Origin of the sequence: Reichenbachiella sp. (assembly GCF_033344935.1) — a bacterium.
In the GTDB taxonomy this organism is placed as follows: domain Bacteria; phylum Bacteroidota; class Bacteroidia; order Cytophagales; family Cyclobacteriaceae; genus Reichenbachiella.
In genome coordinates this window covers 3,529,991-3,554,314 of record NZ_JAWPMM010000001.1, presented here as the reverse complement: position 1 = coordinate 3,554,314, position 24,324 = coordinate 3,529,991, and the positions used below count along the sequence as shown (strand labels likewise).

Annotated in this window: 18 protein-coding genes; 12 read left to right on the top strand and 6 right to left on the bottom strand. The window is 41.8% G+C overall.

What is annotated here, in order from left to right:
- The first annotated feature begins 17 nt into the window (after nucleotides 1-17).
- From R8N23_RS15255 to manA, 4 genes are all read left to right on the top strand, one after another.
- On the top strand, nucleotides 18-1,265 hold the full coding sequence (locus tag R8N23_RS15255) for an MFS transporter (protein ID WP_318172476.1): 1,248 nt from the start codon (nucleotides 18-20) through the stop codon (nucleotides 1,263-1,265).
- A complete protein-coding gene (locus R8N23_RS15250) occupies nucleotides 1,262-3,835 on the top strand; it encodes a T9SS type A sorting domain-containing protein (protein ID WP_318172475.1) in 2,574 nt (857 codons plus the stop codon). Before R8N23_RS15255 ends, R8N23_RS15250 begins: the two co-directional genes overlap by 4 nt.
- Nucleotides 3,836-4,076: 241 nt before the next feature.
- A complete protein-coding gene (locus R8N23_RS15245) occupies nucleotides 4,077-5,279 on the top strand; it encodes a hypothetical protein (protein WP_318172474.1) in 1,203 nt (400 codons plus the stop codon).
- A gap of 95 nt (nucleotides 5,280-5,374) precedes the next feature.
- Nucleotides 5,375-6,571: a mannose-6-phosphate isomerase, class I gene (manA, locus tag R8N23_RS15240; RefSeq protein WP_318172473.1), complete on the top strand. Its 1,197-nt coding sequence runs from the start codon at nucleotides 5,375-5,377 to the stop codon at nucleotides 6,569-6,571.
- A gap of 150 nt (nucleotides 6,572-6,721) precedes the next feature.
- On the opposite strand, the gene R8N23_RS15235 is transcribed toward manA, so the two are convergent.
- From R8N23_RS15235 to R8N23_RS15220, 4 genes are all read right to left on the bottom strand, one after another.
- Nucleotides 6,722-9,949, bottom strand: a complete 3,228-nt coding sequence (locus R8N23_RS15235) for a M43 family zinc metalloprotease (RefSeq protein ID WP_318172472.1) — start codon at nucleotides 9,947-9,949, stop codon at nucleotides 6,722-6,724.
- 191 nt (nucleotides 9,950-10,140) lie between these two features.
- Entirely contained in the window at nucleotides 10,141-11,400 is a 1,260-nt protein-coding gene (locus tag R8N23_RS15230) for a sodium:proton antiporter (protein ID WP_318172471.1), read from the bottom strand.
- Between the two features lie 121 nt (nucleotides 11,401-11,521).
- Nucleotides 11,522-12,151, bottom strand: coding sequence for a response regulator transcription factor (locus R8N23_RS15225; RefSeq protein ID WP_318172470.1), 630 nt, complete (start codon nucleotides 12,149-12,151; stop codon nucleotides 11,522-11,524).
- Nucleotides 12,148-13,869 carry an ATP-binding protein gene (locus R8N23_RS15220; protein ID WP_318172469.1) on the bottom strand — a complete coding sequence of 574 codons (1,722 nt, stop codon included), beginning with the start codon at nucleotides 13,867-13,869 and terminating at the stop codon, nucleotides 12,148-12,150. The genes R8N23_RS15225 and R8N23_RS15220 overlap by 4 nt, the downstream gene beginning before the upstream one ends.
- Before the next feature lie 127 nt (nucleotides 13,870-13,996).
- Here R8N23_RS15220 and R8N23_RS15215 point away from each other — a divergent pair, with 127 nt between their 5' ends.
- On the top strand, nucleotides 13,997-14,524 hold the full coding sequence (locus R8N23_RS15215; protein WP_318172468.1) for a PH domain-containing protein: 528 nt from the start codon (nucleotides 13,997-13,999) through the stop codon (nucleotides 14,522-14,524).
- Between the two features lie 81 nt (nucleotides 14,525-14,605).
- On the opposite strand, the gene R8N23_RS15210 is transcribed toward R8N23_RS15215, so the two are convergent.
- Nucleotides 14,606-16,771, bottom strand: coding sequence for a transglycosylase domain-containing protein (locus R8N23_RS15210; protein ID WP_318172467.1), 2,166 nt, complete (start codon nucleotides 16,769-16,771; stop codon nucleotides 14,606-14,608).
- Between the two features lie 185 nt (nucleotides 16,772-16,956).
- On the opposite strand from R8N23_RS15210, the gene R8N23_RS15205 reads away from it, so the two are divergent.
- A complete protein-coding gene (locus tag R8N23_RS15205) occupies nucleotides 16,957-17,838 on the top strand; it encodes an arsenite methyltransferase (RefSeq protein ID WP_318172466.1) in 882 nt (293 codons plus the stop codon).
- A gap of 314 nt (nucleotides 17,839-18,152) precedes the next feature.
- On the opposite strand, the gene R8N23_RS15200 is transcribed toward R8N23_RS15205, so the two are convergent.
- The gene (locus R8N23_RS15200) at nucleotides 18,153-20,441 is read right to left on the bottom strand and encodes an FdhF/YdeP family oxidoreductase (RefSeq protein ID WP_318172465.1); all 2,289 of its coding nucleotides are present in this window, start codon (nucleotides 20,439-20,441) and stop codon (nucleotides 18,153-18,155) included.
- Between the two features lie 193 nt (nucleotides 20,442-20,634).
- Here R8N23_RS15200 and R8N23_RS15195 point away from each other — a divergent pair, with 193 nt between their 5' ends.
- The 6 genes from R8N23_RS15195 (at nucleotide 20,635) to R8N23_RS15170 (ending at nucleotide 24,238) form a co-directional block, all read left to right on the top strand.
- Nucleotides 20,635-21,291, top strand: a complete 657-nt coding sequence (locus R8N23_RS15195; protein ID WP_318172464.1) for a LysE family translocator — start codon at nucleotides 20,635-20,637, stop codon at nucleotides 21,289-21,291.
- 75 nt (nucleotides 21,292-21,366) lie between these two features.
- Nucleotides 21,367-22,023, top strand: a complete 657-nt coding sequence (locus R8N23_RS15190) for a hypothetical protein (protein WP_318172463.1) — start codon at nucleotides 21,367-21,369, stop codon at nucleotides 22,021-22,023.
- A complete protein-coding gene (locus R8N23_RS15185) occupies nucleotides 22,020-22,865 on the top strand; it encodes a DUF5050 domain-containing protein (RefSeq protein ID WP_318172462.1) in 846 nt (281 codons plus the stop codon). The genes R8N23_RS15190 and R8N23_RS15185 overlap by 4 nt, the downstream gene beginning before the upstream one ends.
- A 101-nt stretch (nucleotides 22,866-22,966) precedes the next feature.
- The gene (locus tag R8N23_RS15180) at nucleotides 22,967-23,200 is read left to right on the top strand and encodes a thioredoxin family protein (protein WP_318172461.1); all 234 of its coding nucleotides are present in this window, start codon (nucleotides 22,967-22,969) and stop codon (nucleotides 23,198-23,200) included.
- A gap of 46 nt (nucleotides 23,201-23,246) precedes the next feature.
- Nucleotides 23,247-23,975, top strand: coding sequence for a hypothetical protein (locus R8N23_RS15175; RefSeq protein WP_318172460.1), 729 nt, complete (start codon nucleotides 23,247-23,249; stop codon nucleotides 23,973-23,975).
- Nucleotides 23,975-24,238 (top strand): DUF2024 family protein, encoded by a 264-nt coding sequence (locus tag R8N23_RS15170; protein ID WP_318172459.1) that lies wholly within the window; start codon nucleotides 23,975-23,977, stop codon nucleotides 24,236-24,238. Before R8N23_RS15175 ends, R8N23_RS15170 begins: the two co-directional genes overlap by 1 nt.
- Nucleotides 24,239-24,324 lie beyond the last annotated feature (86 nt).

The window sequence follows — 24,324 nt, the reverse complement described above, 5'->3', positions numbered from 1 at the left end:
CAAAAACTAGAAAAAATATGATTAAGAAGATACAAGGGGAAATCCGATTTTTTAATGAAATGCCCAGAGATATGCGCATTTTGTTGATGACCAATATGATATATGCGCTTGTACTTCCAGTCATAGAAATCTTCGTGAGTGCCTATATTATGAGGAGCCTTGACAGCTCCAGTGCAGTGATTTTGTATCAGCTCACAGTCTTTACCGGTATTCCAATCACCTTCGTACTCAATGGTTTCTTGCTACGCAAGTTCAGCGTAAAAGGACTTTACAGTTTGGGTATGATATTGAGTGGGATATCCATTTCGGTCATGATGTTTCTGAAGGATATTACTTATCTGGAAGTGGGAGTGTCTGGTTTGCTCATGGGTATTTCGTATGGTTTTTTCTGGTCCAACAGAGACTTCCTGGCCATCGAAACTACCCAAGACGACAACAGAAATTACTACTATGGATTGGAGACATTTTTCTATACCATTACTGGAATAGCCGTGCCGGCGGTCATAGGTTTTCTATTTGTATTAACCTCAAATCACAACTTTTTTGATGGCGACCCCACAGCAGTTTATCGGGTCATCACTATTGCTGTGTTTTTACTTACCGTATTCTCCAGTATAGTTATTCACCGGGGTAATTTTAAAAATCCCAAGGTGGATCGGATTATCTATTTTAAATTCAATCAACTTTGGAGGAAGCTCATCGTACTTTCCTCACTCAAGGGATTGACGCAAGGGTATCTGGTCACCGTACCTGCCATATTGATTTTGAGGCTCGTCGGAGATGAAGGTACCTTATCATCTGTTCAAAGTATCAGTGGTATTATCACGGCTATTGTGCTCTACATTTTGGGTAGAGTAAGTAAACCACAACATCGTATTTACATTTTTTCTTTAGGCTATGTCATCTTTTTTGCAGGAGCTCTGACGCACGGCCTATTGTTTTCATCGTTTGGAGTTATTGTCTTTATCATGTGCAAGGTGCTTTATCAGCCCCTGCATGATATCGCGTATTTCCCCATCCAGATGAAAGTGATCAACTACCTAAGTGATCTGACTAAAAGGAGTGAATTTTCCTATATAGTCAATCATGAGTTCGGTCTTTACTTGGGAAGATTCCTAGGCCTTTCCCTGTTTATCGGTCTCGATTATTACATATCCGAATCATTTGCGATTCGATATTCGCTAGTGGTGATCGGCATCATACAGATGCTATCTATTCCATTGGCCAGAAAAATTATTCAAGAATCTAAACATGAAAAAGCATGAAAAAAGCACTACACATAAGTCTATTTTTATTTTCGCTCGTTTTCAATTGCCTTTCGGTTCAGGCTAGTGAACCAGTGGTGGAAAATAACAATAAGGTCTATATGCATTATATGGGCTGGTTTGGAAAAACCAGTACAGGCAATCATTGGGCAGATGGAACGACGAGAGAGCCTCTCATAGGCTATTACGATTCACAGTCTTGGGCAACACACGTATATCAAATTTTGCTGTCTTCAGCGTGTGGTGTAGATGGATTGGTTGTCAATGTCAGAACAGAATATGACGAAACCAGTTTAAAAGCGGTTTTGCCTTCTCTTAAAAGGATTACCGATATTGACAATACGTTCGATTATAAGGTAGCCGTAAGTTACGATGATCAAGATATGACCCAAGAAGCGGTTGAAACTGAGCTAACGACCCTCAAAAATGATATCATCGGCTCCACCGATAATTATTTGTATAAAGATGGTGAGCCAGTAATTTTCATCTGGGATTATGCAGGATTTCTTACCTCTGATAATTACCGAACGGCGGTTTCAAATGTTTTTACTGAAGATGCGCCAATTCTTCTGAGAAATGAAATTGATTTTGACGCTACGGTGGGTTCAATAAATTCTTATTACCCTTGGGTTCAAGGCTATGCCGAGGACGGCTCCAATTGGGGTGAAGGATATCTGAATTGGTATTACAATACCATCGCTGATAAAATTGCAGCGGATGAGGTGGACTTTTCTACTGGTGGCGTGTGGCCAGGATTTGATGATCGTGACGTTAGCTGGGGACAGAACAGATGGATCGATCGAAATGATGGCGCTACCTATGAGAGTATTTGGGACATTGTACATGCCAAATCGGTAGATTGGGTAATTCTCGAAACATGGAATGACTGGAATGAAGGGACTGAGCTAGAGCCGAGCGTGGAGCACGGGTTTACCTATGTGAACAAAACGGCAACCAACATCGCTGAATTCAAAGGCATAACATCGACATTGGATGAAGATCTGTTGTCTGCATCTACCAAGGTATATGAAGCTGCTGCCCTTATAGAATCAGAAGATCGTGATTATGACTTGTATTATCCGGTATTAGAGGATGCTATTCAGTATTTTATAGATGATAATGGAGCAGCCGCAGTGGTTGAGCTAGATAAAATCATTGACGATGCACTTGCTCCTGAACCCGTAGAACCAGTGGATAATGACGAAACCAAGCGAGTTTATATGCACTACTTGGGTTGGTTTAGCGAAGGCAAAGATGGAAATCATTGGAAGGATGGTACAGCGCAAGAGCCAATTATCGGACAGTACAATTCCCAGAGTTGGTCTACTCATTTGTACCACATTCTTCTATCATCCGCTGTAGGTGTCGATGGAATGGTGGTTAATGTAAGAACCGAATACGATGAAGAATCTTTGAAAAAAGTATTACCATCTCTACAGCGAATTGTTGATGTCAAGTCTGATTTTGATTACACCATAGCCGTTAGCTATGACGATCAAGACATGACAAAGGCTTCCGTAGAAGAAGAGCTGACCACACTCAAAAATGATATCATTGGAAAAACAGACCATTATATGTACAAGAATGATGAACCTGTCATTTTTATATGGAACTATGATGGTTTTCTAACCTCTGACGATTATAGAGATGCTGTGTCGAGTGTTTTTACTGAGGATGCTCCAATACTACTAAGAAATGAAATTGATTTTGATGCTAGTAAAGAGGCTGTTGAATCGTATTATCCTTGGGTTCAGGGTTTTGATGCTGAGGGTACCATTTGGGGAGAGGATTATCTGGACTGGTATTACCGTACGCTGAAAGTACGTGAGGATATTGTGTTTGCTACGGGTGCCGTTTGGCCTGGATTTGATGATAGAAAGGCCAGTTGGGGTCAAGACCGTTGGATAGATAGAAAGGGCGGAGAGACCTATCAGAAAACCTGGGATTTAGTTCATGATTTTAGCGACGATGTACCGCTCAATTGGATCATTCTGGAAACATGGAATGATTGGAATGAGGGAACAGAAATAGAGCCAAGTAAAGAACATGGGTTTACCTATATGACCAAGACGGCAGAGAATATTGCAACTTTCAAGGACACGGAAATTGTGGTTAATGAAGATCTGTTTTCCGCTTCTACTAAAATTTATCAAGCGGCACAGCTTATTGAAACAGAGGCAAGAGATTATGAGGTGTATTATCCGAAGTTGGAAGAAGCCATTGTCAAATTTGTAGAAAAAGATGCGGCAGGATCCATTGAATTGTCTAATGAGATTATTAATCAAGGAACTGTACTAAGTAGTGAAGAGCTACTGACAGATTTAGATTTTGTGGTATATCCAAATCCATCTACTAGCTTGACCACTTTGTCAATCACGCTGAATCAAGCAGACGATATTTCGATCAAGGTAATTAATACTGGAGGAGAGATAGTAAACAAGATAGTTAGTGGAAAACTAAATGCAGGTGTGCATGAATATAAGTGGGACGCCAAAGGTCAGACCGGACTTTATATTATTCAAATAGAGACCAGTGCTGGTGTGTCCCATAGAAAGGTTATGATTAAATAAAAAGGACCAACTACTTAGGTTTGATTTAGGACTTCTGTTTTTATTTTACTGTTTGATCGGTAGCGTGATAGTTTTGGGATTTAATAAGTTACGCAAGTAAATTTTAAGCAAGAAGAGGAAGTGCTATGCCAGTTCACAACAACACTGATACGACCAAAAGGGTGTTACACTCTGAAGGTTTAGGGATAGGACTATCATATTTAAATTTAGATCAGCCTAAGTAGTTTTAATTCTTCAAAGAATGAGTAGAAATAGCTGGATAATATTGTTGATTGGATCATTGATGACGGGTTGTTGCCAATTCGATGAAACAAAAAAAGAAGAAGCCCCTGACGTTTTAATTCATTATATGAGTTGGTACGGGGATGAAAAAGCGGGTGAGGATTCATTGAGACATTGGCGCTTTGGACATGCTAATACACCCAAGATTGGGGCGTACGACTCTCGCAAAAGATCCACCATTTATTATCATCTGTTATTGGCTTGGAGTGCAGGTATCAACGGTATCGTGGTCAACGTCAAGGATGAATTTGATCGTATTGGACTCGAGCGTGTGGTGGAAGCTATTCGAGAACTGGACAGCCTTAGTATGGATGGATTTAATTTCAAATTTGCTGTGAGTTTCGATGATCAGGGTTTTGACTTAGAAGCTCCTTTGGATACTACTTTATTGAAGCTATCTCAGTTCAAAACCAAATATGTAGATGACAACAAACATTATTTAATCTATGATCAAAAACCTATTTTTTATTCCTTTGATTACCCTAATAAATTCATTACGGCCAAGGGATTAAAGGAGTCAATGGACTCGATATTTGGAAAAGGTCAGTCTCTGCTGATCTGGAATACCTTCGGAGAAGGTGAAAATACTCAAGACTATGTAGATGCATTCTATCCTTGGGTGCAGCCTGGCGGCGAATGGCTCGCTGATGGTTCCAACTGGGGCAAGCCGTATTTGAATTACTTCTATGATCAGATCAATAAATTTGAAAATAAAGCCTATTCATTTAGTGGAGGAGGTGTATGGCCAGGGTTTGATGATAGAAAAAATACTTCATGGGGAGGCAATAGGCTCATATCTCGCAGCGGTGGAGCTACCTATGATTCTACATGGATGTATATCCATAGTTATCAGGGAGAGATACCCATGAAGTATGTTATGATTGAAACCTGGAATGACTGGAACGAAGGAACAGAAATTGAGCCCAGTGTAGAAAACGGATTTAAAAATTTAATCCAAACGGAGTCTCATATTGCAGCAATAAATTCCAGGGAAACGAAGATCGATGTCTTTAAATTTGACGTGGCCGAATCCATACACCAAGTGCTAAAAAAGATAGAAAACGATGCCGAGGTAGATGAAACAATGGTGCACCAGGCGATCAAATATTTTCTGAATCAAGAATACGAGCAAGCAAATGAATTAGTTAATAGTGCCCTTTGATTGTCTTAGTCTGGTTGTTAGTTGGAACTAATAATCCTTGCTAAATTGCAAGCCAAAACAACAGGCACCCGCTCATTCAAGATTAGAATAAACACATGTCGAAAGTACACGCAATAAAAGGGAAAATTCAAAACTATGCTTGGGGAGGCAGTTCATATATTCCCCAATTATTGAGCATCACAGCAGAAGAAAAACCATATGCCGAATATTGGCTAGGTGCCCATGTCAATGCACCAGCAATTTTGGACAGTAAAAATTCTCCTCTGAATGAGTTTATTGAGGGAGACCCGAAAAGTATCTTAGGCCCAGTAATAGAATCGAAATTCGGAAGGTTACCATTTCTATTTAAGGTCTTGGATGTGAATGACATGCTTTCTATCCAAGTGCACCCGACGAAGGCAGAGGCGGAAAAAGGTTTTGCCAGGGAAAACGAATTGGGTATACCGATCAGTGCACCGCATAGAAACTACAAAGACGACAACCACAAGCCTGAAATCATGGTGGCCTTGAGCGAATTTTGGTTGTTGCATGGTTTCTTGCCTGAAGCAAAATTGAAAGAGACCTTATCCAATATGCCGGAGTTGTCACATTTGATTTCAGTATTTGAATCAGACGGATACAAGGGGCTGTACCAAACGGTAATGGAAGAGTCAGATGATACCACAGAAAAGGTGCTTCGTCCTTTGATTGAAAGAGTACTACCTAAATATGAAGCAGGGGATTTAGTCAAGTCTTCAGCGGACTACTGGGCAGCCAAAGCCTATAAAACTTTTTGTCAGGATGGGAAATTGGATAAGGGAATCTATTCGATCTACTTTTTCAATATAGTTAAAGTCAATCCAGGTGAAGCTGTTTTTCAGGATGCTGGCATACCGCATGCTTATATGGAAGGGCAAAATATGGAGCTAATGGCCAACTCGGACAATGTGCTGCGCGGAGGTTTGACTCCAAAGCATGTAGATGTACCTGAGTTGCTCAAGCACGTGGCTTTTGAAGAGACTCATCCAAATATCATGCAGGGTGAGTTGCAAGAGGATGGCTTAGAACGAATTTATAAGAGTCCGGCACCTGACTTTGAGCTGAGTAAGATAGAATTGAAGTCTGGAAACATTTATAAAAGCGATGCTTCTACCGCACAGATCTTGATCGTGTTAGACGGAGAAGTCACGATGTTCGAAGGTGAGAAAGAACTACGTCGTGAAAAAGGAGAGAGTGTATTTATAGAAGCTGGTGCGGAATATCAGATAAAGGCAGCAAGTGCAGCCATTTTGTATAAGGCTACAGCACCATAAAGGAAAAAGAGACTGTCTCAAAAGCTAATATCTACGTCATCACGAGTGGAACGAAGTGATCTTATTCTTCGGATACGGATCGTATCATAAGATTGCTTCACTGCGTTCGCAATGACGAACTACTTTTGAGACAGCCTCTTTTTAAATTTGTTACTCTGACTTGACTACGCGAAAGGCTTGACGTAGTTGATCAGTTCTGATTTGGAGAACATAGAATCCACCTTCTAGGTTTGCTCCAAGTCTCAATTGTCGATCACTCGAAGAAATATTCTGTTGAAACTTGATGGCTCCAGTTAGATCGAAAAGTGTGACTTCCACTTCTTCGGCCTTAAAGTCCGTCAAATCCAGTTGAATAAAATCCTTGAAAGGGTTAGGGTATATTTTTGCGCTACCATAAACACCTTCTTGGTTAATTGGCCCTGCTGCACCTCCTGTGACTTGGATGGTGTAATCTTCCACTTCACTAAAGTAACCTTCTCCACAAGGGTTTATTGTACCTCCATACAAGGCCCTCACGCGTAGTCGGGTCGAACCATTCGTTGCGCCAGTCGGTACATTGAAATTTGCCGAATAGCTTCCACCAGTTCCGGATCCTGAAAGCACTTCTTCGTTAGCGTCATCAAAGTCGCCGTCCTGATTCCAGTCAATCCAGGCTTTAGCCCCAGTACCGTTCCAGGTGGTGTGCGGGGTGACCGTGATAGAAGCTGAATTTCCGCCAGAGAGCGTCGTGCTTTGTGAGGTATAATCTGAATAGCCACCAGATACGTAAGTGGTACTATTATCAATAGAGCCTATTTGCACTCTTTTGATGTATTGACCACTTGGTGCTCCATTAGTCACTTCACAATAATCTGCAGGTGGATTGGTTGAGCCATCACTGATGTTGACTGTATAGTCCTCGACTTCCGCATCTCCTTGATCACCACAATAAGTAGGTGCGGTGCTGTATTTCATGGATACTCGCATGCGTGTATTTCCGATGGTAGCCGAACCAGGAGGAGTTAATGATCCATTCACAGTTGAGTTTGAGGCAGAACCCGCATCAAAGGCTAACTCGCCAGCATCTTCAAAATCGCCATCTTGATTATAATCAATCCATATTCTGAAGTATTCGTTGTACGCTGAACCAGCAAAACCAGGTGTTAGAGAAATGGAATGACTCTGTCCTTTGGTTAGAGCAACTGTTTGATCTGTAAAATCCGAATAGGTTTGAGCTCCTGATGCGTTCGAAAAATTGTCCACCGAAACATTGGCTATCCACTCATAGGAAACCCTGTTGCCAGCGGATGCACAGTAATCTGGATTATTTGATCCATTGACAGTGATATAATTTGACTGAGTGATTACATCGTTTCCGCTGGCGTTGGATACTTCTAGAGTTACTTCATAGACACCTGCAGTAGGGTAGGTCACTTCAGGGGTTTGATCTGTGCTGGTTGCAGGAGTTCCTCCTTCAAATGTCCAATTCCAGCTGGTGGGAGAGTGGGTAGATTCATCGGAAAAGGTAATGGACTCTCCTTCATTTATTGTTGTGGCTGAAGCAGAGAAGGCAGCTACTGGCGGATTACCCGAATTTCCAGTAGTTTGACCGGCCGTGATCGATCCCGATGGATCTTCATTATAGGCATAGTCATGAATGGTGAATGAATTTCCATTAGCGGAAACAGTAACTCTAAACCAGCCATGAATGTTTAACCCTTGATTGTTGGTTACCTGGAAACCTATGTATCCTGAGGAACCATCCCATACGGTATATTCGCTAGAACGTAAATCATGTTCATCCGGATAGGCGCCACCTGCTACCCAATTGGATGAGGCATTGATCAGGTCTCCAAAATTCAATTTTGTTAAATTTCTAGAAGTTCCTTCACAAATCATAGGTTTGGTGTAGGTCTCTAATCGCAGTTTGCCGTTGTCGTACCATACACCAAAATCATGTCCACCAGTATTTAGAGTGAAATGCGTCCAGGTAGAGGAGGCACTGGCTGACACGTTTGCCATATCCTCATATACAATTTGATAGGGATTAATGAACTGAATGCCCATGGTCAATGTAGGGCTGAACAAACTGCCTGCTCCACCAGTTATGGCTGGATCCAGAAAGGTAACAGAAAGATCGCTTAAACTGTTGGCTTCACTATGATTGTTAGCTGCACCTGATAGAGTAAAAGTAGCTGAAGTACTGTTATTAACGTTAATCGAAATATTCAGTCCGGAAGGTAGATTGGCCGTTGTGTAATGTACGCCCTCGGTCAAGGAACCAGTTGTAGCAAAAGAAGCTCCGTTTTCTGCTGTGATATTGGCTTGGCCGTTTACGGTTCCGTCATTGGTTGATTCTTCCTGAAAAGAAGTGGAAGATAAGAGCAAATGAGCACCTATGCCGCCTACTCCTGTAGCTGAAAGGTTAGATGGTTGCCATAGGGGTTGTCGGGAAGTATGACCGAGAGCGGCCTCCATGCGAGCTACCTGACCTTGGGTAAACATTCTGTAGCATTCAGAATAATCCATGAAGTTCTCACCATTGGCTGGACCAGCACCGCTACAGGTTTCTATCGTGTAGTTACAGGTGCCAGCGTTAGAAGTAGTGGATGGTGTATCGCTCACATTATCTCCTGGAGAAGCACAACCATTGTCAAAGGTATGCGCAAGATTAAGGTAGTGCCCGAACTCATGAGTTAACACTCTTCTGAAGTTTTCGCTTGTGTTAGAACCCAAATATCGGCCATTGTAGACCACACGAGCCAGATTATTATCTGTCATCCATTGATCTGGATACCAGGCTACACCAGAATTATTTGTTGAACCGTCATCGTACAAGTCCAACATGATATAGATATTCATGTACTTGTTGTTGTCCCACGCATATTGCTGAATTTGGCTGTCATAGCCGCCTCCATTACCAAATCCCGATCTGACAGGATTCCAGGTAATACCTGTAGTTGCATTCCCATTAGGATCAATTTTGGCCAAAACAAAATCAATATCCAAAGTCGCTTTTCTGCCGCTGAAGTAAGCAGAAACGTCACCATAATCGTGGTTTAAACCATTGAAGTCTTCATTGGTCTTTTGAAGTGCATCTTCGATGATGGCCTGTGTCACCGAAGATCCGAGAAAATCAGTACCAAAAACATGAAAAACTACTGGTATGGTATACGAAGTAGCAGCTGTCCGTTGGTTCGATTGCTGTTGACTGAAAAATTTGGTCAGTTGATTGAATTCTTGAGCTTTTTGTTGAGCATCTGGCCTGGCTCGATAGAGCTCTTCCATTGCCTTAGATGTACCACAGCCTATACCTTCGGGTTGCTGTGCCATCAAAGCGTGCTGGTTGAAAATGAATGACCCTATCAGGATCATTATACTAGATAAAATACCTCTCATAGATTTGTTGGTTAATGATAAAAAGATTTACAAACCGTAAATTCTATGCTATGGAAGGTAGTATCAAGTAATAAATTGATGACTGCTAATAGGATTTTAGCAGAATGGTATAAAATTCCGTATCAATATTAAATATTGAGGTAAAATTTTGATTTTCAATCAAAAAACGATGGATTGTTTTGTGATTGGAATTATTTGGTTTGAAACTGTTGAGATTGATAGGACCTCACGACATGTCCAAGGGTGAACCCTTGGTAGATGACAGAGCAGACAACTACAACATAAGTCATCGTTACAATAATCTCCTGACCCGGGAACCCAGATAAGGCTAAGGAAACTGCAACGGGCAGTCCGCCTCGAAGTGCCCCCCAGGAAAGTACCGAAACTGTTCCCTTATCAAAGGCATGACTAGAGGATAAGAGCTTGATAGGCAGAAATACACTTATCCAGCGAGCAAACAGTACAATATTCAGCGCGAAAAAGCCTGCAGCAAAGTAGTCCAGTCTTAATGGAATGACTAACATTTCAAACCCGATGAGTACAAAAAGCATAGCTGCCAGAGATTCTTCCATTAGCTGCCAAAATTTGAATACATAATAGCCAACGGCACTTTCTCCATCCGAGCTTTTTTCTGAGTTTCTAATCACCAAGCCAGACATCACCGCTACTAACATAGAAGATACATTGAAATAATTGGCAGTATAAGAACCTACCATTACCAATGCCATAGTGATAAGCACTTCAACTTGTGCTTCATCATTGTCTATATACTTCAAGGCCTGATAACCCAACCATCCAAAAAACAATCCTACAATCAATCCGCCACCTAAGTCTCTAAGCATTACCCAGATCGAACTACCAATACTCAAACTGCCTGAGACTTCTTGCTCTCTAAACAAGCTCACAAAGAAAAGTGCCAAAACGATGGCAATACCTCCATTAAGCAGCGCTTCTCCAGAAATTTTGTTTTCTAATTCAACTGATAATTTATGCCTATGGATAATCTTAGTAATGGCGACAGGGTCTGTCGAAGAAATCAATGCACCAAAGACTAAACTTCCTAGATAACTCAATTCAATATTCATAAAATCGAGTAAGTAATAGATCAGAGTACCAATCACAAAAGTCGAAATGAGTACACCCAAAAAGGCCAATACAATCACGGGAATCAATTGATCTCCCAATTTGCCGAAATCAATGTTTAGGGCACCAGCAAACAGCATCACACTGAGGACAAACCTGACCAGCACATCTTCCATGTCATAAGCCTTGACCTGCTCCGCGAGATGAAATTCCGGAAAAACCATTCCAAAAATCAAAACAATGAAAGACAGCAATAAAGCCAGAATACTTAACCCAATAGAAGAGGGGAGCTTTAGATAAAAGGTATTTACAAAAATGAATAACCCTGAAAAAAAGATCAGTACAGCAATAATGTCGAATATGTGCATGCGTCAAAGTTTAGATGGAACTAGTCAAGTTATGCCTAATTTCAATGCTAATTTAGGTTTTTAACTGAAATGTAAAGCTCTGCAAATCTTTGTATTCTTTGCTCAGTATAAATACGGAGAGTCAAATGAGCTTTAAGTGAGCTGCTTTTTTGATTAATTCAGCTGTGTTTTGTACGCTGAGTTTTTTCATCATGTTCACTCGATGGGTATCTACAGTTCTGGCACTCACAAAAAGCTGGTCGGCAATTTCCTTGGTGGTACGCCCTTCAGAAACCAGTTCGAGTACTTCCATTTCACGGTCGGATAGTTTTTTGTGCGACTCGCCTTCGAGTGCCATGTTGCCGATCATGAGTTCTGAAATCTCGCTATTGAAGTACTTTTTGCCTAGCGCCACAGCTTCTATAGCTGCAATGAGTTCGTTCTCATCTGCATTCTTGATCAAGTAGCCAAATGCGCCATTTCGAACGGCTTTTACTACATATTGCCCTTCAGCATGCATCGTGAGTACAATGAATTTTGATTTAGGATATTTATCTCTTGCCGTTTTTATAGCGTCTAAGCCGTTGGTTTCAGGCATGGAGATGTCCATGAGCACCACGTGCGGTGCATTTTTATCCATCAATTCAAAAAGCTCACTGGCAGAGGCAGCTTCCCCAATGATATCTAATGATTCATTTTTGGAGAGTAAGGCAATGATGCCCTCTCGAAACAACTGATGGTCGTCAGCTACAATGATTTTGATCTTGCTCATTCGATTGGAATTTCAATTTCTAAGGTGGTACCGGTAGGTTGAGTTTCTATATCTAAAGTTCCGTTGACTAACTTAATTCTTTCTTTCATATTACGAAGCCCGTTGCCGTTCGTGTTTTTCTTTGGATCAAATCCTACACCGTTGTCGGATACAAAGAAACTCACTCGATTGTCAAAAGCTGTAATCGACAGTTTTATTTCTTTGGCCTTAGAGTGTTTGATGGCGTTGTTGATCGATTCTTGGGCTACCCTGTACAGCGTGATTTGAATCGAGTCGTCTATTTTGGCTTCACTGGGCATGTCATTTTTATATCGAATTTTGATATCCGAGCTGTTATTGATTTGATCCACCAGGTTGCCAATGGCTTCACCAGCCCCAAAGTCGGCTAGTACACTCGGCATGAGGTTGTTGGACATCCGACGTACTTCTTTGATCGTTTCGTCTATATGATTGAGTATGCTTTTTTTTGTAGGGGCGGAGAGCTCAGCCGATTGGATACTCATTTTCATGGTAGTGAGCATCGGGCCTAATCCGTCATGCATTTCTTTCGATAACCTCGAGCGCTCGCCTTCTTCTCCGTTCAATATGGATCTTTGGTTTTCGAGAAGCAGGCGTTGCTCGTTTTTATGATACTCTTGGAGCTTTTCTTTCATTTGCATGAGTGCCTGCCCCAATTTGTCATCCTCACTCAGCAACTGATAGGAGGCATCAAAATTTCCAGCGCCAATCTTACCCGCAAAGACGATGGTTTCGTTGAGAGCATTGACGAGCTTGTTCAAAGCGTCGAACATATGTCCAATCTCATCATCTCTGCTTTGTGGAGATTTGATAGGGTCTAAGATTCCCTTAGACATGTCTATCAGTTTCTGCTCCATTTCCACAATAGGACTAACCATTTTTTTCGAAAGATAATACGAACCTATGAGCACGGCGAAGATGATCACCAGAATCATAATCATCAAATTGTTTTTCAGTTCCTCTAATGGAAATAAGGCTTCCTGACGATTGATCTCTGTGAGAATGACCCACTTCAGTCCATTGAGCTCTATTTTTTCATAACTACTAAATACCTGAGTGCCACGGTAATCGTAGATCAGATCTTCTCCTGGCTCGTTGTTCAGCGCCCTAAGGACACCGTCAGACTTTACAGTAATGTTTTTGGGGCTATCTCTTAAAAATCGCGATTTGGTTCGAAGCTTAAAATCGCTGCCAACGATATAGGATTCACCTGTTTGTCCTAGTCCTGTACGTTCGAGCAGAATGCCTTGAATCTCCGGCTCTTCAGCCAAGGCGATCAAAAAACCGCCTTGAATTTGGGTGATAAGTCCAATGGTGATTTCATGAGAGGGGTTATGCTGCGTCAGATCAAACAGAGTAATTCGGCCACCGACTTCATCGAGCATGGTTTTTATCGGATAGCCAAGTAGTGAATCCGGTACGGTGGCGTAGATGCCTTCATGGAAGAAAAGTGGGGAAGGTTCGGTACTGTCTGGATTTCTGGAGCGCAGACTGAAAGCCTCATACCGCTCGTTAAGTTCTTTTCTTATTTTTACGATTTTCAATTGCTTGACTGAGGAGAGCTGCAAGAGCACTCTTTCTTTTAGGGCAGAGTCGAACTGAACGTAAAACAAATAGGAGATAAATGCTGAGACCATGAGCAGCAACCCAATCATCGTCAGGGCGAGTTTATTACCAATATTGAGTCGATTGAACAGCATAGTACAATGATAGGCGTTCTTTGGGATCAAAGAAAACAGGAGAATTAAATTTATGCAAGAAGACGAAGTGGATGGTCTATTACCTATTGTTTTATAACTTTCCTGCGACTCAAAAACTAAAATCAACATGACAAAACCTACAGCACCCCTTCAAGTAGCAGAATTCAGCCCCAAGATTAAACTTTATACGTTACTCACAGTGTCTTTTTTTATGACCTTATCCGTGTTTGGTATTGTCCTGTTGCCGATATGGTTTTTGGGTTTGGGCCAATACATCAGTCGGAGATATTACGAGAGTTTGAGTTGTTCCCTTACTGCCCATCATTTGCAATTTAAAAAGGGAGTAATGTTCAAAGTGGAGAAGACCATCCCATTAGAAAACATTCAGGATCTGACATTCATAGAAAACCCAATATTGAAGCTGCTTCAACTAAAAATTCTAAAGATCGAAACCGCCAGTCAAGGCAATCCCATGAAAAGCGATATGCAGCTGGTAGGTATCATTGACGCCAGCGACTTCAAAGACGCCGTCCTCGCCCAGCGGGAAAAATTATCTAGCAGAACCGCCACTGATGGTAATACACATGATACGAATGAGGTAGTGAGTTTGCTTAGGGATATTAAAGAAATCTTAACCGATATTAGGAATAAGTAATGTGTACTTTGAGATCGGTTATTCCTATTTTTGAGAAATAACACACATAATGTGTGATATACAATTGTTCATACACACCCGTCACTTTTTCTTCTTCTTAAAAATATCCCAAAACCGCTTTTTCTTCTTTTGTGGTTGTTCTTCTTCGGCTTCTTCTGAGTCTTCATCTTCCAGACCGGTGTCTTTGTTTTTCTTGAGCTTCTTTCTAAAGGTCTTTTGTAGGAAGTTGTCTTCTTGGTAGAGTTCACAATTTAAGTCATTGGCAAAAGGAAAAGCGTTTTGCATTTGCTGAGCCAGTGCGGGATCAGTTTTTACTTTTTGGTAAAACTTCGACCAAATCGGCAAAGCCATGTTGGCACCCTGACCATCTTTAATAGAGCTGAAGTGCAAACCCGGATTGTCAGCGCCCACCCAGACCACACCCAACCAATCGGGAGTATAGCCCACAAACCAGCCATCAGCATGGTTTTGCGTGGTGCCGGTTTTCGAAGCTATCGGCCCTTGAATGCCGTACCAGCTTCGCAGTCGGCGAGCGGTACCTTTATTGGTTACAGATTGCATCATATTGGTGATTTGTCGCGCTACCTGTTCGGATACCACTTGTTCGGATGCTTCGAGTTCGTTGGTAAAGATCACCTGCCCATCGGCATCTTCTATTCGGGTGATGATGATTTGCTCGTGTTGCCAGCCTGCATTGGCGAATGGCATATACAGTTTACTGATCTCCTGTACGGACATATTGGCTACTCCTAAGGCGATAGAAGGTACCTCTGGCAAATCACTCGTTGCGCCCAGCTTTTCAGCAAATTCGATGACATCTTCGATGCCGGATTCCATCAGCAGTTGCACACTGATGGTATTAATCGAATGGGTCAAGCCCCCTAGCAGAGAATAACTGCCGCTATAATCACCATCAGCATTTTGTGGCGTCCAGCCGTCATACTGCGTGTATTCAATTTGTCGATTAGGAATGAAGTCACAGGGGGCATAACCATCTTCTATCGCTTTGGCATAAACTATGGGTTTGAAAACGGAACCTACCTGTCTTTCGGACAGGATGTGATCGTATTGGGAGGTTTTGAAATCTCTTCCGCCCACCCAGGCGAGTACGTGTCCCGTATGTGGATTGCTCACTAGAAAGCCAGATTGTAAGGTAGCGTCAATGTCTTTAGGCCATTTGCCTTGTTGCTTGAGGTCGGAGTCAAAAGTTTTCTGAAGCTGGTCCAGATGAGCGATCACAGCCTCCTGGGCATATTGCTGCATCCGGGAATCTATGGTGGTGTAAATTTTCAACCCATCGGTATCGATGTTATAGCTTTCACCCTCTTCATTTGGATTTTCGTCCAACCATTTTTGAATTCGTTGTTTGAGGTGCTGGGTAAGGTGTTGTGCGGAGAAGGTTTCGCTGATGCTTCGGTTGTAGTTGAGTTCTAAGGGCAGCGCTTTGAGGTCATTGGCCTGGTCTATGGTTAAATACCCGGCCTTTTCCATTTGACCCAGCACTACATTTCTTCTGATCTTGGAACGATCGGGGTTGAGTCTGGGATTGTAGGAGTGAGGAGCCTTCAGCATGCCAATGAGTACTGCGGCTTGTTCTGTCTTAATTTCTGCAGGAGAGGTAGAGAAGAAACGCTCACAAGCCGTTTTGATGCCGTAAGTGTCTTCCCCAAAGGAAACTGTGTTGAGATAGAGTTCGAGGATTTCATCTTTGGTATAAACTTCGTTGAGTTTATTGGCAATGGCTGCTTCTCTTGCTTTCACAGCGGGCATCGTCAGCCATCCGTGGTCTTCACGCCCAAAAACATTCTTCACTAATTGTTGGCTAATGGTACTGCCACCACCGGCATTTTGTCCAAGGATGATAGACTTTACCAACACCCTCAGCATACCTAGATGATCAACCCCTCGGTGTTCATAGAACCGAGAGTCTTCCGTGGCTACTAAGGCGTGAGCCAGGTCTGGTGAAATATCTGCGAGTTTAACCTCCGATCTGTTTTCAAGAAAGTACCGGCCTATGAGTTCACCATCCTGACTATAAACTTCAGAGGCTTGTGAGTTGATCAGGTTTTCAAGATCTTCATTGCTTGGCATGGGGCCAAATACGCCCGCATGAATGGCACTGAAGAATAGAATAAACAGTACCAATCCAAAGACCAAGAGTCTCAAAGACCAATTGATCAGTAAACTTAAACCACTGGCTTGATCTTGTTTTTTACGATTAGGTTTCTTTCTCTTTTTGCTAGTCATACACTGGTAAATCGATTGCAATATTCCTCAAATATTTGATCAAATGGTAGCCTCTTGAAAATATCTTATGGGTCAGCGGATAGCAACGTTAGAAATTATGATAGTTGTCATGTTCGGATAGAAATTTTAAGGTTTCTTAATCTTTTTATTTGCTCTATCGTATTTTTACAATAAATATAAACGACATGAGCACATCAGAAGAATTAAAACAAATCGTAAAGGACAAATATGCCAAGATAGCCACGCAAGAAACGGCTGTTAATGCATCGTCTTGTTGTGGGGCTACAGTATCATCTGGGGAAGTGTATAATATCATGACGGATGATTATAGTGCAGTGGATGGCTATGAAGCTGATGCTGACCTGGCATTGGGATGTGGATTGCCTACCGCTTTTGCTAATATCCAGAAGGGCGATGTAGTGATTGATTTGGGTTCTGGAGCTGGTAATGATTGTTTCATCGCCAGACATGAAACAGGAGAGACGGGTAAAGTAATTGGAATTGACTTTACAGAGCCGATGATCGAAAAGGCCAGAATTAATTCAGATAAACTGGGATACAACAATGTCGAGTTCCGCTATGGCGACATAGAAAAGATGCCTGTAGCTGATGATACTGCCGATGTGATCGTGAGCAACTGCGTACTTAACTTAGTTCCCAATAAAAAGAATGTCATCGCCGAAATTTTCCGAGTGCTCAAGCCAGGAGGACATTTTAGTATCTCTGATATTGTATTGGTAGGAGAGTTGCCAGAAGCCCTCCAACACGATGCGGAAATGTATGCCGGCTGTGTGTCTGGTGCTATTCAGAAGGAGGAATATCTTGGGTTTATAGAAGATCAGGGTTTTTCTAACATCACCATTCAAAAGGAGAAAACCATTGACATTCCAGATGATATCTTATCTAAATATTTGGACGAAGAAGGATTGGCTCAATTTAAAAGTGGGTCTACTGGAATCTTTAGTGTAACGGTTTATGCAGAGAAACCAGGAGCCAAGAAGGACAAACCAAGAGTGAAACTTTCAGAGTTGCAGAATAGCTGTGAATCAGGCAGTGGTTGTTGTTGATACTTCAGCGGTTTGTTGGAGACAACTCCAACAAAGGCGAAGATATTATAGAATTTGGGGTATTAAATCGGCCTAGAATCAATTCCGTTAAGAAATTCAGATGTAAGAAAATCGAATTTAAATCCACTGTTTGATCCCGAAAGCGTAGCTTATCGGGAGAGTTTGGATTTAAGTGTAGTAACTAGCTGAATTTTAGGAATTTATTCACAGCCTTGTCTTTTTTTGTTTCGTTTTTTGGGACAAGCCAAAAAATGAAAAGGCGAAATGGCTTTCAAGTATTTAGTAACTTGTTGACCAGCAAGTACTCTTTTGAATCAACTACTCACAGACACCTCAATAAACTTCGAAGCCGGCGTATTACTTTCTCTTGCCACATGATCGATTGGGACGAGCACATTCGTTTCAGGAAAGTAGGCGCCTAAACAACCCTTGGCGATATCATAAGGGATCACTTTAAAGTTTCTTGCTTCTCGAGTTTCCTTTCCGTAATGACCAGTCAAGTGAACCACTTGTTCTTTTTCAAATCCATGCTTTTGCATGTCTTTCGGATTCATGAGTAGAATTCTTCGTTCATTGTGAATGCCACGATAGCGGTCGTGCATGCCATATATGGTAGTGTTGAACTGGTCGTGTGATCGAATGGTCATTAGGACAAAATGGTTAGGATCAATCGTGTTGTTTGGTAATGGATTGACGGTGAATACTGCCTTTTGAGAATCAGTATTGAATTCACCATTTCGAGCCCCATTGGGTAAATAAAATCCTCCTTTGACTCTCACTTTTTTATTGTAGTCTTCAAACCCTGGAATGACAGCCTCAATATGATCTCTGATGTGATCATAGTCTGAAATCATATGATCCCAGTCCGTTTGGGATTTGGGAAGTGTAGCTTTTGCTAATTCCGCCACAATCGCAGGTTCACTTTTCAGGTCGGCAGAAGCTGGCTCAAAGCTGCCTTCACTTTTTTGAACGACACCCATGGAGTTCTCCGTGGTGACAAACTGAAGTTTGCCATTTTGGTAGTCCGATTCTGATCGAGAAAGGCAAGGAAGTATGATGGCTTCTTCTCCGGTAACGATGTGGGATCGGTTCAGCTTGGTCGAAATTTGTACGGTTAGATCACATTTTTTTACGGCTTCTCCTGTGAATACGCTATCAGGTGTAGCTGAAATAAAATTACCACCCATACCGATAAAGACTTTCACTTGTCCATCATTCATGGCTCGAATGGTTTCTACCGTATCGTAACCATGAGCTCTTGGGCTCGTGATTTGGAATTGTTTATCAAGTTTAGCCAGGAATGGTTCCTTTGGCTTTTCCCAAATTCCCATCGTACGATCGCCTTGTACATTGCTATGGCCTCGTACTGGGCAGGTGCCGGCCCCCGGTTTTCCAATGCTTCCTTTGAGCAAAAGGATGTTGACGATCTCCTGTACATTTTCTACACCGTTTTCGTGTTGGGTGAGGCCCATGGCCCAGCAGAAAATGATTTTCTTCTTGGCTATCAGGAGATCTGCAAACTTGCGTACTTCTTCATCGGTTAGACCGCTTTCAATCACGCAGGTACCAAAATCAGAGGCATGCAAATGATCTATCAGTGCTTGATAGTTGTCGCATTTTTTTTCTATGAACTTATGATCGAAAACAGTTCCAGGTCGATCTTCTTCTGCTTTGAGCATAAGAAGTAGGGCCGCTTTCAGGAGTGCCACATCTCCATTGATTTTTACTTGTAGATACAAGTCTTCGAGCTTTGTTCCACCTTTCAGGATCTTCAGCGGATTTTGAGGGTCAACAAATACGTTGGTGCCCGCTTCATGTATGGGGTTTACAGAAACTATTGTTCCACCATTTTGTTTGCATTTTTCCAATGCGGCCAACATCCTAGGGTGATTGGTGCCGGGATTTTGCCCGATGACCACCACCAATTCCGATTGATGAATGTCTTCAAGTGTTACCGAGCCTTTGCCTATCCCCAATGTTTTTGTCAAACCTGTACCACTTGATTCATGACACATGTTAGAGCAGTCAGGTAGATTATTGGTGCCGTAAGCTCTAGCAAACAGTTGATACATAAAAGCGGCTTCATTACTGGTCCTGCCAGATGTATAAAATGCTGCTTGGTTTGGATTGTCTAGTGATTGTAGCTTGCTGCCTATTTTTCCGAATGCCTCTTTCCAGGATATTGGAGCATAGTGGGAGCTGTCCTTGGCAAGATAGAATGGTTCCGTGATTCGTCCGGATTTGCCAATATGGTAATCATCCCAATGGCTGATTTCTTCTACACTATGGTTTCTAAAAAAGCTTGCATCCACACGTTTTTTGGTGGCTTCTTCAGCAATGGCTTTGGCGCCGTTTTCGCAATATTCGCCAAGTGCAGAACGCTCTTTGTCGGGATCGGGCCAGGCACACCCCGGACAATCGAATCCACCATGCTGATTCATCTTATTGAGCACTTTCAACCCATCTATCAGTCCAATCTCCTCGCTGATGTGTTTCATGGCTGAGGCGACTGCTGGAAGTCCGACTGTACTTTCCGGCGCTTGCTGATATTTGAGTTTAGAAAATTCTTCTGGTGGAACAATCGCAACCTTTCTTGTATTCATAAGTTTGAAGTTAAATGAAAGTGAATGGAAAATCAACCAATCTCGGAGCAAGCCCTGGAGTTACTATGAAACAAGAAATTGTTTTAACAGGCAAGGCGCTGGGTATTAAACCTTCCCTTTGTGAGTAAAATGTGAAGCCTTGGTTTCATATTGAAAATCCTCTTTTATATTTAACCAAACAAACCAATTGAACATGATCTTACCAAGTCCTGAAAACATCCTTTTATTTATTGCTGCTGCTACTATTCTTATAGTGGTACCTGGTCCTGCATTGCTTTATATTATGACGAAAAGTATAGAACAAGGATATAAAGCTGGTTTGGCTTCGGTACTTGGTGTTGGAGTTGGGGCGATGGTTCATGTGATTGCCGCAGCCGTTGGGATTTCCGCATTATTGGTAGCTTCAGCTACTGCATTTTCTATATTGAAATATGGAGGGGCGGCGTATCTCATCTATTTGGGGGTCAAGAAGCTTACTGAAAAAAACACTGCCATCACATCTGTCAGCGGTGAAAGAAAATCATTTAGTAGAATTTTTTATGAAGGAATTGTGGTAAATACTTTAAGTCCGAAGTCGGCCATTTTCTTCTTTGCCTTTTTACCTCAGTTTATCAATGCAGACAAGGGAGGAACTACCTCTCAAATTTTGTTTTTGGGCCTGGTATTTTTGGTTATCGCCTTTGTGAGTGACATGTGTTATGTCTTGTTGTCTGGTAAACTGGCTAAGCATATTAGAACAAGTGACAAGTTTGCCGGCATCCAAAAATACCTGAGTGGATCGATTTATATCGTATTGGGTCTTCTGACTTTTATGGTGAATAAGCCGACAAGTATTGGAGGTTCAAAGTAAAAGCGCTTTATCCCTAATCTCACTGGTCGTCACTTTATGATGAACATTATGCCAATGGGATAGTAAACTAGTGGTATGAAAACAATAATCAATACGCTGCTGATATTCCTGATAGGAGGAAATGTCATGGCACAATCCGAACTGATCACAACCAAATCGGAAGGTGGTAAAAAAGTCCAATTCATTCTGCATTTACCCAAATCATATGATGGATCAAAAATTTATCCAGTAGCCATAGGCCCATCCGAACTGGAGAGTATGGAAGGCTCTTATTATTGGAAAGATTTCAAGGCCAACGATTCATGGATTTTGATAGATGCGACTATATACCTTGGCTCAGGACAGAAGGAGGCCTTATTGACTATTAGGAATTATCTAAAGAAGAACTATAGTATCGAAGGTGGTAAATTTCATGCCGTTTGTTTCAGTGCCAATAGTTCACCAGTCTTTAAATTGGTGATGGCAGCACCCGAATTGTTTCATAGTGTAACAGGGATGCCCGCTAGCGTTTCTGCATCGGACGAAAATTTCAAGAAACTGGAGGATGTCAAAGTGCAATTGCTGGTCGGGGCTGATGATGGTTATTGGGTACGTAGTAGTAAATCACTGCAGTCCAAGTTTGAAAAGCTTGGTCTTGATTCTAACCTTGAGGTTTTTCCTGGAGTGGGGCATTTTTTATTGAATGTAAGAGGTCAACCGCTAATGGATAGATTAGATCGTTTGAGACCATGAAAAAGTTACTGATCCTATTAATCGTTTCGTCGCATGCTGTTTGTGCTCAGCGTTATGAAGTGCTGTTTACCAAACAAGTGAACAATAATGACAATATCTATTCGATCAACCAGGAGGGAAGTCTGAAGCAAATTACGAATCACCCCAGGAAAGATAGTAGTCCCATGATGTCTCCTGATGGTACGATGATGGTCTTTACATCCGAACGCAAGGGCTGGTGGAAGATTTGGCGAATGAATTTGGAGTCAGGCGAGTTCAAGCAACTAACGGATGCAGGCAGCGCAGAGTATAGTCCTTCTTGGTCTCCAGATGGTGACCATATAGTTTTCGTGTCAAGTAGAAATGGAGGATCAGAGATTTTTACTATGACTAAAGATGGTAATAATATCAAGCAGCTATCGACAGGAGGAAACAACACTATGCCGAGTTGGGCATCTGATGATCGGATATATTACTCCAGTCAAATAAATGGCGTCTATCAAATCATAAGCATCAAACCAGACGGATCTGGATGGAACCAATTGACGACCGGAAAGGGAGATAAACTTATGCCTCAGCTTTCAGCGGATAAAAGCGTTATGCTCTACTATGGAAATCTTCATGGCAATATGGAAATATATACAATGGAATTGACATCCGGTAAAACGAGAAGACTGACCAATGACCCGCTGATGGATATTAGGCCTAAATGGTCTCCAGATGGTTCATTGATTGTATTTGAACGAGGAAACAAACGGAACGATCAACAAGTCTACTTGATGAATGCAGACGGCTCAGACCAAAGAGCGCTGACCAAATCAGGCTACAATTATGCGCCTTCATTTGTTGTAATAGCGGATTAAGTAAGTTTTTTTTAAAAATCATTCATTTTAATTTGTTTATAGTAAGGAATCCTTACTATAATTGCATTGACAATATCGTCAAACACAAAACATGAATAATTATGAACAAATCAGTTTTTTATCACGCAGGTTGTCCGGTATGTGTAAGTGCCGAGCAGGAAATTTTAGGTTTAATTGATGCTAATGCAGTAGAGGTTGTTCATCTCGGTGAAGACAAAGGAAAAGTGAGTACTGCGGAAGAAGCAGGTGTAAAGTCAGTGCCGGCATTAGTTACTCCATCTGGTAACGTTCTGCATATCAATTTTGGTGCTTCACTAGATGATTTGAAGGCTTAATATTTTTTTAATTCTTAAAGTTAGGAATCCTTATTAAAATTATGTTATGAAATATGTAATTATGTTCACATTGATGTTTTTATCGATTACGGTAGGGGCATGCGAAGATTCTCAGGATATAAATCCTGAAGATCAAAATCTATTGATTAAGTCTGTTCAAGTCACGAATTTGGAAAGGTTTGGAATCAATGTTTGGGAGATAGAAGTAGAGGGAGCAGCTGGTGTTTCTGTTCCTACAGCGGCCGGTCAGTTGGATGGAGCTCCTGTGTTAGGTTATGTCTTTCCTACAAACCTAAAGCCTACTGATGTGGGTTTTTCGTCCACAGAAGGAATTGTGGCCATGGCGCTTACCGCTCATCCCGATTTTGATGACACCCCGTTGTGGGATGAAAACAATGATCAGGTGTATGACAATGATGGGGTAGAATGGCACGCCCATTGGGTGGTTCTTGTAGAGGATGAAAGAGTGGACGGTGGGCTCGCTGTAAAGCAGTTTGATGCTTCTGATCCTGAGGTTTTGCTTCCTCCAACTAATCCCGGTATGCCCATGTACATGGATTCGCCAGGTTTTCAGGTGGTCACGGATGGAGCATTTATCCGAGTCATTGTTCCGATGTATCGAATGAATAACCAATCGTCGTTTAGCTATGATGGCGTGACGGCTTATATGCAAGTGAATACTTCATTGAGTGACAAACCGATGCTCGGTGTGTATGAAGTGTACAGTATAGCTAGTGGAGATTTGTCTCTTCCCTATCAGGTAAGCAAAGAGTAATGGATATAGCTGTTTGGGATACCTATGTCAATAGAACCGACGGTTTACTGATGCATTTTGATATTCTGGTTTCAACTGAATTGCAGGATAGTGATCAAATCCTTGAATACGCCAATCAGTTTTTGGCAAGCAAGGAGTTGGATGTAGAAAACGTGGAGATAAGGAAGTGCCAGTTCTGCCACATTGAAAGGGCGACTGATGAGACCGTTCGGGCTATTGAGGAAAAAGGCTTCGATATCATCGAATTTGAAAATTGTGACTAAACCCAAAATTGTCATTGGAAAATCTATTCCGAGCAAAACTCACTTCAAATCAAACACTTTGTTTTGTTACCCTCAATCATCATAGC